The sequence below is a fragment of the Streptomyces sp. B1I3 genome, from assembly GCF_030816615.1.
In the GTDB taxonomy this organism is placed as follows: Bacteria; Actinomycetota; Actinomycetes; order Streptomycetales; family Streptomycetaceae; genus Streptomyces.
Genome location: NZ_JAUSYD010000001.1, coordinates 1149411 through 1166455 on the forward strand (window position 1 = coordinate 1149411; position 17045 = coordinate 1166455).

The window sequence follows — 17045 nt, forward strand, 5'->3', positions numbered from 1 at the left end:
CCTCAACGGCCCGGAACGGTGATCCGTACGGGCGGGCCGTGCGGATCGACGCGGTCCAGCCACTCCGCTGCCAGGTGGAACGGCCGGCCGGGGACGGCCGGCACCAGCAGTCGCTGCCGGTGGAGTTCACGGTCCCCCTGGCTGACGAGGAAGCGCGGCCGGGGCAGTCGCCGTGCGGTACGCAGGACGAACCGGCCCCCCGCCGGCCGTTCGCCGTACGGGCCGGTCACATTGGGCGCGATCCATCGCAGGGGCGCGTCCACCACGAGCGGCCGTCCCGGTGCGGTGGGCAGCTCGGTGCCGGACAGGCGGTGCAGTACGGACACGGCGACGGCACGGCCCTCCCTTGCGGCGACGTCCGCGCGCTCGACGGCGTGCAGCAGGTTCCCGACGGCGAAGACGCCGGGCTGCGACGTACGGAAGGCGGCGTCGTACGCCGGCCCCCGGGTGCCGGGGTCGAGGGTGAGACCGCCGCGGCGGGCCAGCTCGTGTTCGGGGACGAAGTCGCCGGTGAGGACGACCGTGTCGCAGCGCAGGATCGTGGTGCGGCCGTCGTCGCGACGCAGCTCCACCCCGGAGAGCCGGGTCCTGCCGGTGAGGGCGGTGACCGTGGCACCGGTGAGCAGCGGAAGGCCGGGGCGCCGGACACGGAGCGGGGCGGACGGCCGGTCGGTGACCATGGCGACGACGTGGACGCCGGCGGCGCGCAGGGTGGCCACGGCCGCGTGTGCGACGGGCTCGTCGCCGACGACCACCGCGCGGGTGCCGACCCACTGCCCGTGCAGGTGTACGGCCTGCTGGAGCTCTCCCGTGGTGTAGACGCCCGCGGGCCTGGTGCCGGGGATCAGCCGGGCGCTGCGCGGGCGTTCACGGGCACCGGTGGCGAGGACGACGGCCGTCGCGGTGATCCGTTCGAGCCCGGCGGGTCCGGTGGTCTCGACGGTGCGGGGACCCGCCCAGCCCGTGACGGTGACTCCGGTACGCAGGGCGGCGCCCGCGCGCACGGCGGCGGCCACGCTCTGCCGGGCGTACGCCGGCCCGCTCGTCCCGCCCCGGGCGTATGTCCGCGCGGGCGTGCCGAGCGGCCCCTGCGGCCCGGCCCCCGTGCGGCCCCCGCCGAATCCGCCGTGGAGGCAGTGACGGGGGACGCCGCCCGCCTCCGCTTCGCGTTCCAGAATCTCGACGTGGCCCGCGCCGGCGGCGGCGAGTTCGGCCCCGGCGGCGAGGCCGGCGGGGCCCGCCCCGACGATCAGGACGTCGACTCGGCGGGCGGTCCGGGTCACGCGCGGCCCCCTTCGAACAGGGCGCGGACGGCCGCGCCGCAGTAGAAGCCCTGGCAGCGGCCGCCGCGGGCGCGGGTGCGGCGCCGCAGGCCGTCCGGGGAGTGCGGCGGGAGGGTGGCGGAGAACGCGTCGCGGATCTCGCCCAGGGTGACGTGCTCGCAGTGGCAGACGAGCGTGCCGTACGCCGGGTCGCGCGCGATCAGATCCGCCCGCAGGTAGGGCCTCGGGAAGGCTTCGCCGAGGTTCGGCATGGTGAGCTCCGGGAGGTCGTGCCGGTCTCCGAGGTCCAGCCCGATGCCCGCGAGCAGGCCGGTGACGTGCCGCGCGATGGCCATGGAGGCCGTGAGGCCGGTGGACCGGATGCCGCCGACGGTGACGTACCGCCGGCCGGGGTGGTCCCGGATGCGGTAGTCCTCCTGTCCGGTGCCGGCACGCAGTCCCGCGTAGACAGCGGTGACCTCCTCGTCGAGGAGCGCGGGCACGATCCGGCGGCCCTTCTCGCGCAGGAGGTGCAGGCCTTCGGCGGTGGAGCCGGTGGCAGTCCTGTCGTCCAGGTCCTCGGAGGTGGGCCCGAGGAGCACGTTGCCGAACACGGTCGGTGCGACCAGGACCCCCTTGCCGGCCGCGGTGGGGACCGGCAGCAGGATGTGGTCGACGAGACCGCGGGCGAGCTTGTCGAAGACGATGAGCTGACCGCGGCGCGGGGTGACGGTGAACTCCTCGTGGCCGAGGAGCCGGTCGACCTCGTCGGCGTACAGCCCGGCCGCGTTGACCAGGTACCGCGTGCGCAGCGGGCCGCGCGAGGTGCTGAGCGTGTGGCCGCCGGCATCGCCGGCGATGCCCCGCACCCGGCAGTTGAGGTGCAGATGGACGCCGGCGCGGACGGCCTGGGTGGCGAAGGCGAGCGGTGTGGTCCAGGGACAGATGATGCTCTCGTCGGGGACCTCGAGTGCGCCGAGCGCGCCCGGTCCGAGGTGTGGTTCGCGCTCACGCAGTTCCTGCGCGCCGATGAGGCGGGCCGCGTGGTAGCCGTTGCGGGCGGCCTTGGCCAGCAGTCCGGGCAGCGTGGCGAGCTGCTCGTCGTCCCAGGCCACGAGCAGGGCGCCGACCCGCTCGACGGGGATGCCGGTCCGGGCCGCGTAGGCGGCGAGCAGTTCATGCCCCTCGCGTACGAGCCGTCCCTCCAGCGAGCCGGGCACGGCGTCGAAGCCGGTGTGCAGAATCGCGGTGTTGGCCTTCGACGTTCCGTTGCCGACGTCGTCGGAGGCCTCCACGAGGGCGGTACGCAGGCGGTGTCCGGCCAGTTCGCGGGCGATGGCCGCCCCGACGACACCCGCGCCCACGACGGTGACGTCGTACGTGCCGTCGCCGGGGCCGTCCGTGCTGCCCGGGCCGTCGCCCGTGGGCAGAGGCCCGGCCGTGGTGACCGTGACCGTCATGCGTGCTCCAGCAGGGTGTCCACCGCTGCCCGGAAGTGTGCGAGGCGTGCGGCAGCCTCGTCCGGGCCGATCCGGGGTTCGTAGACGGCTGAGGGCTTCCAGCGCGGTGTCGCCTGCCCCACGGACAGGTGGGGGTCGAGCCCGAGCCGGGCCACGGCTCCGGCGCCGAGCGCCGTCACGTCGGGCAGCGCGGAGACCTCGACCGGCCGTTGCAGCAGGTCCGCCTGGGTCTGCATGAGCAGGGTGGAGCGGGTGAGGCCACCGTCGACGCGCAGGGTGGTGAGCGGTTCGCCCAGGTCGCCGGCCACGGCGTCGGCCAGGGCGACGACCTGCGCGGCGATGCCCTCGCACAGGGCCCGCACCAGGTGGCCTGCGGTGGTGTCGAGGCCGAGGCCGGTCACCGAACCGCGCAGGTCGCCACGCCACCACGGAGCGGCGAGGCCGGCGAGCGCGGGGACGAAGACGACTCCGTTCGTGCCGGGGACCGTGGCCCCCACCGGGTCGAGGTCGGCGGCGCCGGAGATCACACCGAGGTCCGAGAGCCAGCGTACGGCGGAGGCCGCCGTGTAGACCTGTCCGTCGAGGCAGTAGTCGGTGCGTCCGCCGATCCGCCAGGCGACGCAGCTGACCAGGCCGGAGGAAGTGGTGCGAGGACTGCTTCCGGTCTGCGCGAGCAGGAAGGCACCGGTGCCGTAGGTGCATTTGGCCTGGCCGGGTTCGAGGGCGTTCTGGGCCAGCAGGGCGGCCTGCTGGTCGACGAGGAGGCCGGTCAGGGGGATCTCACCGCCGAAGGCGGTGGTGGTGCCGACGGGTCCGGCGCAGTCGACGACGGTGGGGAGCCGCTCGTCGGACAGGCCGAAGATCTCCAGGGCGGCGGGTGACCAGGCGACGTCACGGAGGCCGAGCAGCTGGGTGCGTCCCGCGGTGGCCGCGTCGGTGACGAAGGCTCCGGTCAGCCGGTGGACCAGCCAGGAGTCACTGGTGGTCACGACCCCTTCCCGGGTCAGCTCACGACGGATCCAGGCCATTTTGGGCGCGGCGAAGTACGGGTCGAGCGGCAGCCCGGTCAGATCCCGTAACTCCTCGGCGTACGAGCCGAGTTCCGCACAGATGCCCTCCGCCCGCCGGTCCTGCCACACGACGGCGTCGGTGAGCGGGCGGCCGGTCGCGGGGTCCCAGGCCAGGACCGTCTCACCCTGGTTCGCCAGGCCCACCGCCACCACGGGTTCGGCAGCCGCGGCCACCGCCTGACGGCCGGCGTCGATCACCGAGGTGAGCAGCTCGCCGGGATCGGCCTCGACGGTCCCGCCTGCGCCGTACCGGGGGCGGACGGGTGCGGAACCGGAACCGATCACGCCCCGTTCGGGACAGATCACCAGCGCCTTCGTGCCGGACGTCCCCTGGTCGACGGCGAGTACCGCGCCTGTCATCGACACCCCCGTCGTGCGGGCCGCCCACGGCGGGCGGACACGTGATCATCCGGTTACTGCGCCCACAGTCGTGCAGACCCAGCCGTTGCGTCAAGCCTCGCCGGACTTCCCGCCCATCGGCCCTTGTGACGTTCAACGTCCGGCAGATGCACGCAACTTGCGTAAGATCCGCGAAGTCGCCGGATCGCGGGCGCACGGCGCCTACACTCACCGCCGAGCAACCAACCGGACGCTTGACGGCAGTTCACGGCCCGAGCTGTCCCACCCCCACGTCCTTGAGGATTCATGACGTACAGACCATGCCCCGTGCCGCTCCGCCCGGCACCCCGCCCCGTCCCCGCAGGCCGTCCGGGGACGGGGCGCGCAGATGGCATCCAGTGATTTCCGCCCGGTCTACCACCCCGCGGGCCACGACCACGCGTTACGCGCGGCGCTCCAGGATCTGCGCACCGGCCGCTGGCTCTCCATGCGCGACCTGCTGGAGAGCACTCCGGACTGGGCGCTGTGGACCCAGCGCACCCAGGTCCTCGCGACCGTCGCGGCGGGTTCCGACGCGGTCCGGGCCTGGCTGGCCGAGGAGCCGCGGAGCGTGGCCGCGACGGTGATGCACGCCCGGGTGGTCGTGGAGCGCGCGGTGCGCGCCCACCGCGAGAAGCACGCGCGCGCCCAGGAGTTGTGGCAGGAGGCCTGGGAGGGGTGCCGCTCCGCCGCGCACGCCTCCCCCGCCGATCCCGTGCCCTGGGTCTGCCTGCTGGCGCTGTCCCAGCTCGACGAACGGCAGCGCCTCGAGGAGCACCGCGTGCCGCCGCCGGGCCCCATGCTCTTCCCCGGGCCGTGGGGGCTGCTGGCGGAGGCGGACAGGCGCGACCCGTTCAACCGCGAGGCCTACCACCGGATGCTGCAGTTCGTCTACGCGAGAGCGGCGAGCGGAACGCTGTCCGAAGCGGTCAACTTCGTCCAGTGGGCGGCCTCCTCGGCACCGGAGGGCTCCCCGCTCCACGTGCTGCCGTTGTACGTGCGGGTGGAGCGCTACCGGCGCGAGCGCGGCAACGAGAAGGCCCTGGACCTGCACTGGGTCACCGAGGACGGCGAACGCGACGCGCGCCGTGCCCTGCGCGTCTGGTTCGCCGGCGCCGATCCGGCGGCACAGTCACTGCTCGACCTGAACCAGCTGGCCCACGCCCTGTGGGGTTCGCTCCAGTTCGCCGAGGCGGCGCCGGTCTTCCGGGCGCTGGGCCCGTACTACACCTCGGTCCCGTGGGTGTACCGCACCCGCGTGACGGCTGATCCTGCCGGGGCCGAGGACGTGTTCCTGCGGGCCCGCAGCCGCTGTCTGGCCGCCGAGCGCGAGCCCGGCACGGGGCCGCACGGCTGACCGGCAGGCGCCCGGCAAAGCACTGCCCGGCCGAGCCGTCGGCCCCTGGGCAGCACACCTCACGGCCGGCCGGACGGTCCCCGGGGAGGGCCGCTCGGCCGACCGGCCCAAGCCCGCCCCACGCCACTCCCTGTCTGTCCCCCGAACTCCCTGTCTGTCCCCCGACCCCTCCCGGAGGTCTTATCCATGTCCATATCCGCCTCGCCGCCGAGCACGGAGACCGCCCCGCAGAAGGACGAGGAGCAGCGGCTGCGCGAGCTCGGCTATCAGCCGGTGCTGGCCCGCCGTATGGGCGGCTTCGGTAACTTCGCGATCAGCTTCTCCGTCATCTCGATCCTCTCCGGCTGCATGACGCTGTACGGGTTCGGCATGTCCACCGGCGGGCCGGCCGTCATGCTGTGGGGCTGGGCCGGTGTCGGGCTGTTCGTGCTCTGCGTCGGCATGGCCCTGGCCGAGGTCACCAGCGCGTACCCCACGTCCGGAGCGCTGTACTACATGGCCGACCGGCTCGGCGGCCGCAAATGGGGCTGGTACACCGGCTGGCTGAATCTGCTCGGTCTGCTGGGGGCGATCGCCGGTATCGACTACGGGGCCGCGCTGTTCACGGGCGCGCTGCTCAACCTGCAGTGGGGCTTCGACCCCACGCCCGGCTCCACCATGCTGATCTTCCTCGGCATCCTGCTGCTCCACGCCGTGCTGAACCTCTTCGGTGTCCGCCTGGTCAGCGTGCTGAACTCGATCAGCGTGTGGTGGCATCTGGCGGGTGTGGCCGTCATCGTCACGGTGCTGGCGATCGTGCCCTCCCACCACCAGTCGCCGTCGTTCGTCTTCACCGAGTTCGTCAACGACACCGGGTGGGAGAATCCGGTCTACGTGGCGGCGATCGGACTGCTCCTGGCCCAGTACACCTTCTGCGGCTACGACGCCTCCGCCCATCTGTCCGAGGAGACCTCCAACGCGTCGGTGACGGCGGCCAAGGGCATCGTCCGGGCGATCTGGGTCTCCTGGGTCGCCGGGTTCGTGCTGCTCGCCGGGCTGACCTTCGCCATCCAGGACTACGCGAGCACCCAGAACAGTGCCACCGGGGTGCCGCCTGCCCAGATCCTCATCGACGGGCTGGGCACGGCGGGTGCCACCGCCATGCTGCTGATCGTGATCGCGGCGCAGTTGTTCTGCGGCAACGCGGAGGTCGCCGCCGCGAGCCGGATGGTCTTCGCCTTCAGCCGCGACAACGCCCTGCCCGGTTCCGGCCTGTGGCGCAGGGTGAGCGCCCGCACGCAGACCCCGGTGCCCGCCGTGTGGCTTTCGGTGTGCGTGGCCGCCCTGCTGGCCGTGCCGTCGCTGTACTCCGCGACCGCGTACGGAGCGGTCACGGCCATCAACGTCATCGGCATCACTCCCGCCTACGCCATCCCGATCTTCCTCAAACTGCGCGCCGGGGACCGCTTCGAGCGCGGCCCCTGGCACCTGGGCCGCTGGTCGAAGCCGATCGGCTGGATCGCCGTGGTGTGGGTCGCTCTCGTGACGGTGCTGTTCCTGCTGCCGCAGTCCTCGCCGGTGACCATCGACTCGATGAACTACGCGTCCATCGCGCTGGTCGCGGTGCTGGTCCTGGCCACGGTGTGGTGGTTCGTCGCGCGCCGTTCGTACGGCACCCCGGCCGCGTACGGGACCGCCCGCGAACAGGCGGAGGTCGCCGAGGGCATCGTCTGACCGCTCCCTGCCGGGGCGGCTCCCGTCCTTGCCGGGCGGCCTTCAGCGCAGCAGCAGCTGGAGGCCGCCCATGACGGTCGCGCCGATCACGATGCGGTCGAAGAGCTTCTGATCGATCCGCCCCACGCAGGCACGGCCGAGGTACGCCCCGGGGACGACGAACAGCACCAGGGCTGCGTCCAGCAGCAGTGACCGGGCGTCGATGAGCCCGAGCCCCACGCTGAAGGGCACCTTGGAGGTGTTGACGATCAGGAAGAACCACGCCGACGTCCCCAGGAAGCCGAGCTTGCGGAAGCCCGCCGAGAGCAGGTAGAGCGACATCACGGGGCCGCCCGCGTTGGCGACCATGGTGGTGAACCCGCCGAGCACCCCGTACGAACGGGCCGTGAGCCGCCCGGCGCGCGAGACCCCGGCAGGTGCCCCGCCCTCGGGCTCCTCCTCCTCGCCCACGGCGGGCCGCCGGGCAGCGCTCCGCCGCCTCCAGAGGGTGACGCCCGCCATGAAGAGGAGGATCGCGCCGATGGAGGTGCGCACGGCGTCGTCGTCCGCCCACATCATGAAGACGGTGCCCGCCACCACGCCCACGGCGACGGCGGGGAAGAGCCGGAGCAGGGTGGGCCAGTGGGCGTGCCGCCGGTAGATCAGCACGGCGAGTACGTCGCCCGCGATCAGGATCGGAAGCAGCACTCCGGTCGACTCGCGGGCCGGGAGGACGGCCGCGAAGACCGCGAGGCTGATCGTGTTGGCACCGCTGACGGCTGTCTTGGAGAAGCCGACGAGTGAGGATGCCGCCGCGAGCGCGGCCAGTTGCCAGAGCGTGAGGGTGTCCATGCCAGGTCAGATGGTATACACATCTGCTTCTCGGACGATGATCGTCCACGGTGCGGTACCCGGCGGGCCGTCCCTCGCTATGCTGCGATCGCTCACGAAAACGTTCAAACGAACACCGCGTAAGCGAACACGGCACGAGCGGTACGGCAAGGGAGCCAGCAGCATGCGGGAGCCGGTGGAACTGAGGCGCAAGCGCATCCTCGCGGTGGTGCACGCGCGCGGGGCCGTCAAGGTGAGTGCGCTCGCCGCCGAGCTGGACGTCTCCGTGGTCACGCTCCGGCGGGACGTGGAGGAGCTGGCCCGGGCGGGAAAGCTGCGGCGCGGACACGGGGTGGCCCGTCCGGTGGGGGACGCCGAGGCCACGACGGCCGCCCGGAACGGGAAGCCGGCCACCCGGAACGGGGCGGCGGAGGGCGGGCCGGCGGGTGACGGCGGTGCGATCGCACTGGTCGTGCCGGAGCGGCATTCGTATCTGTACGAGACCCTGCACGGCGCCCGCACCGCGCTGGCCGAGGCGGGGGTGCGCATCGCCCTGCACATCTCCCCGCAGCCGGCCGGAGCCGAACGTCCGCAGGTGGAACAGGCCCTGGCGGGCGGGGCGCGGGGATTGCTGATCGCTCCCCGGTGGCGCAGCGCCGTTGAGGAGGAGAGGGACTACGGCTGGCTGGCGGAGGTCGGTGTGCCGACCGTCCTGATGGAGCGGCGCCCGCGGCCCGGCAGCGCGCTGCACGCCCTCGACTCGGTCTGTTCCGACCACTGGTACGGAGTGCATCTGGCCGTAGACCACCTGGTCTCCTTGGGCCACCGCCGGATCGTCCTGGCGGCCCGGAACGACAGCCCCACCGCGCGGGCGATCCGGGTGGCGTTCGCCGAGGTCGCGGCCGGGCGGCCCGAGGTGGAGGAGTGGTCGGTGGTGCTGAGCTCGCCGAACGCCGGCCCCGGGTCGGGTCTTCCCGCCGCCGCGCCGGAGGGGCACGCCCCGGACCTCGCGGGGCTGTTGCGTGAGCGCGGGTTCACGGCCGCGGTCCTGCACGGCGACGAGGACGCCCTGATGCTGGTGCAGCGGCTGGCGGAGGGTGGCATCCGGGTGCCTCAGGACCTGTCGGTGGTGGCGTACGACGACGTGGTCGCGGCGCTGGGCAGTCCGCCGCTGACCGCGGTCGCCCCGCCGAAGGCCGAGATCGGGCGGGCCGCGGCCGAGCTGTTGCTGCACCGGCTCGGGCACCCGGACGGGGCGGCCGGTCCGGTGCGCAGGACGGAACTGCTGCCGACACTCGAAGTGCGCGGTTCGGCGCAGGAGTTCTCCCCTTCGAGTCAGTGAGCGTTTGACCGCTTCAAGCTTCTTTTGATCGCTCTATTGACCGTTAACGATCAGGCGATCAGTATTCCCGTGTCTTGAATCAGGAGCCGCGGGAGGCACCCATGCCTGATCGGCAGAGCCGTCGATCCGTGCTGGCCACGATCGCCGCGTTGCCTCTGACAGGTGCGCTGAGCGCCTGCAGCGGCGGCGGCGGCACACGGTCGGGCAGCACGAGCAGTACCGGCACGACCGGCAGCACGAGCAGGACCGGCAGGACCGGCAGGACCGGCAGAAAGAAGCGGGTCACCTTCTGGTCAGCCCTGCGGGGCAGCCAGGAAGTCGTGGACGCGTTCAACCGCGGGCACGACACCATCCAGGTCGACTTCCAGCAGGTGCCCTCGGGGGGCCAGGGAGGCTACGCCAAACTGAGCAACGCGGCCCGGGCGGGCAACGCCCCGGACGTCGCCACCATCGAGTACCCGCAGGTACCGGGCTTCGCCATCGACGGAGTCTGCCGCGACGTCACGGACCTGGTCAGCGACGGGCTGCGGGCCAAGCTACTGCCGCAGGCGCTGGGACTGACCACCTTCGACAAGCGGGTGTTCAGCGTCCCGCTCGACGTCGAGCCGATGGTCATGCACTACCGCACCGACCTCTTCGAGCAGTACGGCCTCCGCGTTCCGCGCACCTGGGACGAGTTCGAGGAAGCGGCCGGGGCCGTGAGACGCAAGGGCGGGGGCCGGCGGTTCGTGCTCTTCCCCACGGACGGCGCCACCCAACTCGCCGCTTACGCGTGGCAGGGCGGCGCACAGTGGTTCGACACGGCCGGCGGCGCGTGGAACGTCTCGCTCGCCGACGCCCCGACCCGCCGCGTGTGCGCGTACTGGCAGCGGCTGATCGACCAGGACCTCGTGTTCGTGAACGCGGTGGAGAGCAGGCAGAGCGACGCCCAGATAGGCAACGGCCTGGTGCTCACACGCCTGTCGGGGGCATGGGACGCCGGAGCGCAGATGAAGGCCCGCCCGGGCCAGAAGAACCGGTGGACCCTCGCCCCGCTCCCCCAGTGGGATCCCTCCGACCCCGGTGTCGGCACACACGGCGGCTCGACCTTCGCGGTCACCGAGGGCAGTTCGGACCCGGAGGCCGCCATGGAGTTCATCGAGTGGCAGGTGTCCCACCCGGACGCGCTGCGCGCACGTCTCTCCAGTGGCACCAGCAGCCAGTACCCCGCCGCCCCCGGGCTCGTGGCCGTCGGCCGCGCGGCGTTCGACCGCGGCTACTACGGCGGCCAGGACATCTACACCCTGTTCGAGCAGGAGGCCGAGAAGATCCGCCACGGCTGGGTCTGGGGCCCGCGGATGACCGCGACCAACAGGGTCATGCAGGACGGCTTCGCGCGCGCGGGCGGCAGCCAGGGGTCCCTGATCGATGCGGTCCGGACGGCTCAGCGCGGCACCATGCCGGACCTCGAGGCGCTCGGCCTGTCCACCACCCAGCACTCCACCTGACGTGCGACCCGTATCCAGCAGCCAGCAGCAGAGAGGCAGGTGACACCCATGACCAGCGCGACCCCCGTGTCCGCCCCGGCCCGGCCGTCCGCGGCTGTGCCGGCCGCCGCGGCACCGGCGCCGGCCGCCCGCAGGTCCACCCGGCGGCGCGAACTCGGCGCCTGCGGCGTCCTGATGACTCCGTTCTTCGTCCTCCTGGTGACCGTCTTCCTGATCCCGGTCGGCACCGCCGTCTACCTGAGCTTCTTCAGTGACGACCAGCCGGGACTCGGCTTCGGCCCCGAACGCACGGTCTTCGCCGGGTTCCGCAACTACTCGGCGGTGCTGACCGACCCGACGTTCCTCGGCAGCCTCGGCATCGTCGCCCTGTACTGCCTGGTCTACATCCCGCTGATGGTGCTCGGCGCCCTGGCCCTCGCGCTGCTGCTGGACTCCGGTGTGGTGCGCCTGCGGGCCACGGCGCAGCTGGCGCTGTTCCTGCCGCACGCCGTGCCCGGCATCATCGCGGCCCTGATCTGGCTCTACCTGTACACCCCCGGCATCAGCCCGGTCATCGAGCTGCTCGGCAAGGCTGACGTCACCGTCGACTTCCTCGGGGTGCACACCGTGCTCCCGTCCATCGTGAACATCGCCCTGTGGAGCAACCTCGGTTACAACATGGTCGTGTTCTACGCCGCGCTGCAGGCCGTGCCCCGCGAGGTGATCGAGGCGTCGGTCGTCGACGGCGCCGGACCGGTCCGCACGGCCCTCCAGGTCAAGACCCCGCTGATCCGCCCGTCGATCGTGATGGTGGCGATGTTCACCCTCATCTTCGCCCTGCAGCTCTTCACCGAACCGATGCTCGTCAGCCAGTCGACGCCCATGATCAACTCTCGCTTCTCACCCAGCATGTACATCTACGACGCCGCCTTCACCCGTAACAACTACGGCCTGGCGGCAGCCGCCTCGGTCGTCCTCCTGCTCTGCACGATCGCCCTCTCCTACGGCGTCACCCGCTGGACCAACCGCGCTTCCGCAGAGGAGGACGCCCGATGAGCGCGTCGACCGCATCCCGCACCGCCTCGCCCCTGCGGCCCCGTCTCCTCGGGCGCTCGGTCGTCAACGTGGTGGTCGGCGTCTCGGTGCTGTACACCGTGCTGCCGTTGCTGTGGCTGGTACTCGCCGCGTCAAAGGACAGGGACGCCCTGTTCAGCAGCAACGTCCTGTCGCTGACCGACTTCTCCTTCGCGCGGAACCTCACGGACCTGTTCGCCATGGACGGCGGCCTGTACGGCCGCTGGTACGGCAACAGCCTGCTCTACGCGGTCCTGGGTGCGGCCCTCGGCGCGCTGGTGAGCGTCGCCTGCGGCTACGCCTTCGACAAGTACCGCTTCCCGCACAAGGAGAAGCTGTTCGGCCTGGTGCTGGCCGCGGTCATGGTCCCGCAGACCGTGCTCGCGCTGCCGCTCTACCTGATGGCATCCGGCACGGGTCTGGTGAACACCTTCTGGGCGGTCTTCATCCCCGTCCTCTTCAACCCGTTCGGGGTCTATCTCGGCCGGATCTTCAGCCAGGGCTACGTCCCCGACGAGGTGCTGGAGGCGGCGCGCATGGACGGCGCGGGCGAGCTGGCCGCCTACTTCCGGGTGGCGCTGCGCATGCTCGGCCCGGGACTGGTCACCGTCTTCCTCTTCCAGCTCACCGCCATCTGGAACAACTTCTTCCTGCCCATGGTGATGCTCTCCGACCAGGACCTCTACCCGGTGAGTCTCGGCCTGTACGCGTGGAACAGCTCCGCGTCCGTCTCGCCCGAGTACTACCCCGTCGTCATCATGGGCTCGCTGCTCGCCGTGCTGCCGCTGATCCTCGCGTTCGCCCTCCTCCAGCGCTTCTGGCGCTCCGGCCTGACAGCGGGCGCCGTCAAATAGCCGTACCGCCCTTCCCGGACCACCGCACAGGAGAACCATGCCCAGCACTCCCCCCCACCGCCGCCCCCGCGCAGCGCTCGCCATGGGCCCCGACGCCGCAGCCGCGGTACTCCGCCCGGACTCCCTGGCCGCTCTCGCCGAGGTGTGCACCCTCGCGGGCGGGCCCGTGATCGACGACTTCACGACCCCGCGGGCCCGCGCCGCTCTCGCGGACGCGGAGCTCCTGATCACCGGCTGGGGCTGCCCGCCCGTCCATGCGGGTGTCCTGGCCGCCGCGCCCGAGCTGCGGGCCATCGTGCACACGGCGGGCAGCGTGCGCGGCCATGTCACCGACGCCTGCTGGGACCGGGGCATCGAGGTGGCGTCGGCGGCCTCGGCCAACGCGTTGCCGGTCGCGGAGTACACGGTCGCGATGATCCTGCTCTCCGGCAAGCGGGTGCTGGAGCGCGCCCGTGACTTCCGGGCCGAGCGCCGCCGTGACGCCTGGCTCGCCGTCCCGCCCGATGTGGGCAACTACGGCCGCACGGTGGGCATCCTGTCCGCCTCCCTGATCGGCCGGCGCGTGATCGAGCTGCTGCGCCCCTACGACCTGCGGGTGCTCCTCCACGATCCGTACGTCTCCGAGGCGGAGGCCACCGCGCTGGGGGTCCGCCCCGTCACGCTCGACGTTCTCTTCTCACGGAGTGACGTCGTCAGCGTCCACACCCCGTTGCTGCCCGCGACCACGGGGCTCGTCGGCCGCGAACTCCTGGCCTCCATGCGGCCCGGCAGTGTCCTCATCAACACCTCCCGGGGCGCGGTCGTCGATCAGGACGCCCTCGCCGACACCCTGGGGCAGGAGCGGATCCGCGCGGTGCTGGACGTCACGGACCCGGACCCGCTGCCGCCCGGCCACCCGCTGTGGGAGTGCGAGAACGCGCTCATCACCCCGCACCTCGCGGGTTCCCAGGGCAACGAACTGCGGCGGCTGGCCGACCTGGCGGTGGGCGAGGTCGCCCGCTGGGCCGCGGGCGACGGCTTCGCCCATCCCGTACGACGCGAAAGGCTGGCATTTCTCGCATGACCCCTCCCCCCTTCCACCTCCCCCCGCAGGACCGCACGTCGAGCCCTCACACCGGCTACACCCGGGCGCACTGGGAGGCGGCGGCCGACGGCCTGCTGCACGCCGCCTGGCAATGGGCCACCCCCGGCCGGGCGCTGCTCGACCTGCCGGGGCGGCCTTCGCGCTCCGGTGTCCGCTCCGACGGCCTGGAGGGCTACGCCCGTACCTTCCTGGCCGCCGCGTTCCGGGTCGCCGGGGCGGACGGCAAGGACCCGCACAACTGGCTGGAGCGGTACGCCGACGGGCTCACCGCCGGGACGCTCACGGCCGGGCGGGACGACGCCGAGTCCTGGCCGCTGATCCTGGACCACACGGTCTTCGGCCAGCCCATGGTCGAGTCGGCGTCCGTGGCGATCGGGCTGCGGCTGACCCGTCCCTGGCTGTGGGACCGGCTGGACGCGGGTACGCAGGACCGGGCGGAGGAGTGGCTGCGGGGCGCCCTGCGGCACACGCCGGCGCCCAACAACTGGTACCTGTTCCCCTTCTCCGTCGCCGGGTTCCTGGAGTCGGTCGGCCGCGGCGACGCGGAGACGGCCCGGGCCCGGAAGCGGGCACTGGACCTGCTGGAGGTCTGGTACCGCGGCGAGGGCTGGTACGCCGACGGGGACGGGCGCGCCTTCGACCACTACAACGGCTGGGCGCTGCACCTGTATCCGGTGCTGGACGCGTACCTCTCGGGCGACGCGGAGCTCGCCGGGCACTACGGTGCACGGCTGAGCGAGCACCTGGAGTCCTTCTCGCTGATGTTCGGCGCGGACGGCGCTCCGCTGCACTTCGGACGCTCCCTCACCTACCGTTTCGCGGCGGGCGCGGCGGTGGCGATGGGCGCGGTGTCCGGGCACACCCCGCTGACACCCGGAGTGTCGCGCCGGCTCATCAACGGATCGCTGCGCTACTTCCTGGAGCGCGGTGCGACCGGCGACGACGGACTGCTGAGCCTGGGCTGGCACGGTCCGCACGACGCGACGCTCCAGGTGTACTCCGGTCCCTCGTCGCCGTACTGGGCGTCGAAGGCGTTCGTCGCGCTGCTCGCGCCGGCGGAGCATCCGCTGTGGGCGGCGACCGAGGAGAACGCCCCCAGCGAGGGTCCCGACCGGGTGCTGTCGCTGCCGTCGCCGGGGCTGCTGGTCCAGTCGACCCGGGCGGACGGCATCGTCCGGCTGCACAACCACGGCAGCGACCATGTCCGGCCGCACGAGGGTGAGACGGCGGAAGTGTCGGACCCGCACTACGCGCGCCTCGCGTATTCGACGGCCACCGGTCCCACGGCGTCCGCCAACACGGCGGACAACCACCTGGCACTGCGGGTCGAGGGCTCCCGCAGCAGCCGGGTCCGCATCCACCCGCTGGGTGCGGGCCACGGCGAGGGCTGGGGCTGGGCCGCGTCCTGGCACACCCCGGTCTTCCCCGAGGGACCGCCGACCTGGCCGGGACTGCGGGTCGAGAGCGTGACCGTGGTCAGGGGACGGTACGAACTGCGGGTGCACCGGATCCTTGACGCCCCGGCCGGGACGCGCGCCGAGCAGACCGGCTGGGCGACGGATCCTCAGGGGGCGGTGCGTTCCGCGCTGCACGGGCTGCACGGCTGGGAGGAGCAGGAGGAGGTACGGGCTCCGCAGGGCACGGCGTTCACCCGATGGGCGGTGTTGCCCCGGCTCGGCGCGGCTACGGAGGGAACGGAACTGCTGGTGGCGCTGGCCTCGCTGACGGCGGAGCCGGATCCCGCACCGCTCGGCACGGCCGTTAACGGGGTGAACGTGGACGGAGAGACGGTCGAGGTCGTCTGGGCCGACGACGGTTCGACGACCCGTATCGCCTTCGCCCCTCTGGAAGTCACTCACGGGCTGTGAGGGCCTTGCGTTCGGACCGGGGCACGCGAGGCCGGCAATGATCCGGACGCGAGGGCCGACCCGGTCGAGGCGGACCGCGGCGCCTGAGCCGGGCAGGAACTTCGGTGCTTGCGGTGGGGCGTGGCACCGAAGTGCGAGTCCTGCAGGTGCGCGTTCGTCGTTCCCGGGAGATGCGGCCCGACAACCTGTTCCGAGCAGCCACGAATGTTGGCTGAAACGTCAACTAGTCACTCCTGAAACTCAGTTGTTTTCGAACTCGCCCGTCGCCCAGACTCTTCCCGCTGCTGACGGCACACCACGTCGGCGGAGTGACAACCGTCTTCCTTGGGGGGAACACAGATGAAACTCACCATGCCCGGACGCGCTCTGGCCAGAGGCGCGGCCGTGCTCACACTGGCCCTCACCATGGCCACCGGTACGACGGGGCTTCTGTCCGGGCCTCAGGCCCATGCCCAGCCGGTCACGAACGGGTCCCTGGCCTTCAGTGGGGACGAGGGCGACTGGATCAGCGGTGGCGGGTCCTACTCCTACTCGACGGACTCCCAGGACAAGGTCTCGGTGTCCGGATCGAGCGACCACCGAGTGGTCTCGCTGTCCGTCGACGGGGCCAACGGGGACTGGTGGTACCTCGACCTCGCGGCCCCTGAGGGCACCACCCTGGCCCCCGGTACCTACGCCGGGGCCACCCGGTACCCGTTCAACGAGGCGGCCGAACCGGGTCTGTCCCTCGGCGGGAACGGGCGCGGCTGCAACACGCTCACCGGCAGCTTCACCGTCACAGCCGTGGAGTTCGGCCCGCTGGGATACGTGAAGGAGCTCGACGCCTCCTTCGAGCAGCACTGCGAGGGCGGCGAGACCGCCGCGCGCGGTGAGGTGCACATCGACAACCCGGCCCCGCCCGCCGAGCTCGGTCTCGGCCTCGCCGTGGCACTCGACGGCACGGCGAGCACCCTGAACGGCAAGGCCACCCTGCACGGCACGGTGAGCTGCAACAAGCCGGTGCACGTGGAGGTGGCGGGCGACGTCACACAGGTGAAGCGGAACCAGCTCATTCGGGGCTCGTACTCCACATCGGTGGAGTGCGTCCCCGGCGCGCCCGTCGCCTGGACCGCAAAGGCCGTCCCCACCGGGTCGGTGCCGTTCCAGCGCGGTGACGTCGAGGTGGAGGCGCGGGCCACTGCTACGGACCCGGACTACGAGCAGCCGGTGTCCGTCAGCGAGACGTCGGCCGTCCACCTGAGCCGGGGCTGAGGCACCCACGGCACACCGTCCGCCGGCCCGGCCCTCCGAGGCGCCGGGCCGGCGTC

At 72.3% G+C, this 17045-nt stretch carries 13 protein-coding genes; 9 read left to right on the forward strand and 4 right to left on the reverse strand.

Annotated features, from left to right (window positions below; translation table 11 throughout):
• Nucleotides 1-2: 2 nt before the first annotated feature.
• Genes QFZ58_RS05440 through QFZ58_RS05450 form a run of 3 tightly spaced genes read right to left on the reverse strand, consistent with a single transcriptional unit; the run spans nucleotide 3 to nucleotide 4152 of the window.
• Complete coding sequence (locus QFZ58_RS05440; protein WP_307123756.1) at nucleotides 3-1283, reverse strand: FAD/NAD(P)-binding oxidoreductase; 1281 nt, start codon at nucleotides 1281-1283, stop codon at nucleotides 3-5.
• Entirely contained in the window at nucleotides 1280-2722 is a 1443-nt protein-coding gene (locus QFZ58_RS05445; RefSeq protein ID WP_307123757.1) for an FAD-dependent oxidoreductase, read from the reverse strand. Before QFZ58_RS05445 ends, QFZ58_RS05440 begins: the two co-directional genes overlap by 4 nt.
• Nucleotides 2719-4152, reverse strand: a complete 1434-nt coding sequence (locus tag QFZ58_RS05450) for an FGGY family carbohydrate kinase (RefSeq protein WP_307123758.1) — start codon at nucleotides 4150-4152, stop codon at nucleotides 2719-2721. Before QFZ58_RS05450 ends, QFZ58_RS05445 begins: the two co-directional genes overlap by 4 nt.
• A 367-nt stretch (nucleotides 4153-4519) precedes the next feature.
• Here QFZ58_RS05450 and QFZ58_RS05455 point away from each other — a divergent pair, with 367 nt between their 5' ends.
• Both QFZ58_RS05455 and QFZ58_RS05460 read left to right on the forward strand, forming a co-directional pair.
• Nucleotides 4520-5527, forward strand: a complete 1008-nt coding sequence (locus QFZ58_RS05455; RefSeq protein ID WP_307123759.1) for a hypothetical protein — start codon at nucleotides 4520-4522, stop codon at nucleotides 5525-5527.
• Between the two features lie 186 nt (nucleotides 5528-5713).
• Nucleotides 5714-7240: an amino acid permease gene (locus tag QFZ58_RS05460; protein WP_307123760.1), complete on the forward strand. Its 1527-nt coding sequence runs from the start codon at nucleotides 5714-5716 to the stop codon at nucleotides 7238-7240.
• A 42-nt stretch (nucleotides 7241-7282) separates the two neighbouring features.
• On the opposite strand, the gene QFZ58_RS05465 is transcribed toward QFZ58_RS05460, so the two are convergent.
• Nucleotides 7283-8071 (reverse strand): sulfite exporter TauE/SafE family protein, encoded by a 789-nt coding sequence (locus QFZ58_RS05465; RefSeq protein WP_307123761.1) that lies wholly within the window; start codon nucleotides 8069-8071, stop codon nucleotides 7283-7285.
• 163 nt (nucleotides 8072-8234) lie between these two features.
• On the opposite strand from QFZ58_RS05465, the gene QFZ58_RS05470 reads away from it, so the two are divergent.
• From QFZ58_RS05470 to QFZ58_RS05500, 7 genes are all read left to right on the forward strand, one after another.
• On the forward strand, nucleotides 8235-9392 hold the full coding sequence (locus QFZ58_RS05470; RefSeq protein WP_307123762.1) for a substrate-binding domain-containing protein: 1158 nt from the start codon (nucleotides 8235-8237) through the stop codon (nucleotides 9390-9392).
• A 101-nt stretch (nucleotides 9393-9493) separates the two neighbouring features.
• Nucleotides 9494-10879, forward strand: a complete 1386-nt coding sequence (locus tag QFZ58_RS05475) for an ABC transporter substrate-binding protein (protein ID WP_307123763.1) — start codon at nucleotides 9494-9496, stop codon at nucleotides 10877-10879.
• A 48-nt stretch (nucleotides 10880-10927) separates the two neighbouring features.
• Entirely contained in the window at nucleotides 10928-11914 is a 987-nt protein-coding gene (locus QFZ58_RS05480; RefSeq protein WP_307123764.1) for a carbohydrate ABC transporter permease, read from the forward strand.
• Nucleotides 11911-12786 carry a carbohydrate ABC transporter permease gene (locus QFZ58_RS05485; protein ID WP_307123765.1) on the forward strand — a complete coding sequence of 292 codons (876 nt, stop codon included), beginning with the start codon at nucleotides 11911-11913 and terminating at the stop codon, nucleotides 12784-12786. Before QFZ58_RS05480 ends, QFZ58_RS05485 begins: the two co-directional genes overlap by 4 nt.
• Nucleotides 12787-12823: 37 nt before the next feature.
• Entirely contained in the window at nucleotides 12824-13849 is a 1026-nt protein-coding gene (locus tag QFZ58_RS05490; RefSeq protein WP_307123766.1) for a hydroxyacid dehydrogenase, read from the forward strand.
• Nucleotides 13846-15738, forward strand: coding sequence for a DUF2264 domain-containing protein (locus tag QFZ58_RS05495; RefSeq protein ID WP_307123767.1), 1893 nt, complete (start codon nucleotides 13846-13848; stop codon nucleotides 15736-15738). Before QFZ58_RS05490 ends, QFZ58_RS05495 begins: the two co-directional genes overlap by 4 nt.
• A gap of 339 nt (nucleotides 15739-16077) precedes the next feature.
• A complete protein-coding gene (locus tag QFZ58_RS05500) occupies nucleotides 16078-16989 on the forward strand; it encodes a hypothetical protein (protein ID WP_307123768.1) in 912 nt (303 codons plus the stop codon).
• The last annotated feature ends 56 nt before the right edge of the window (nucleotides 16990-17045 follow it).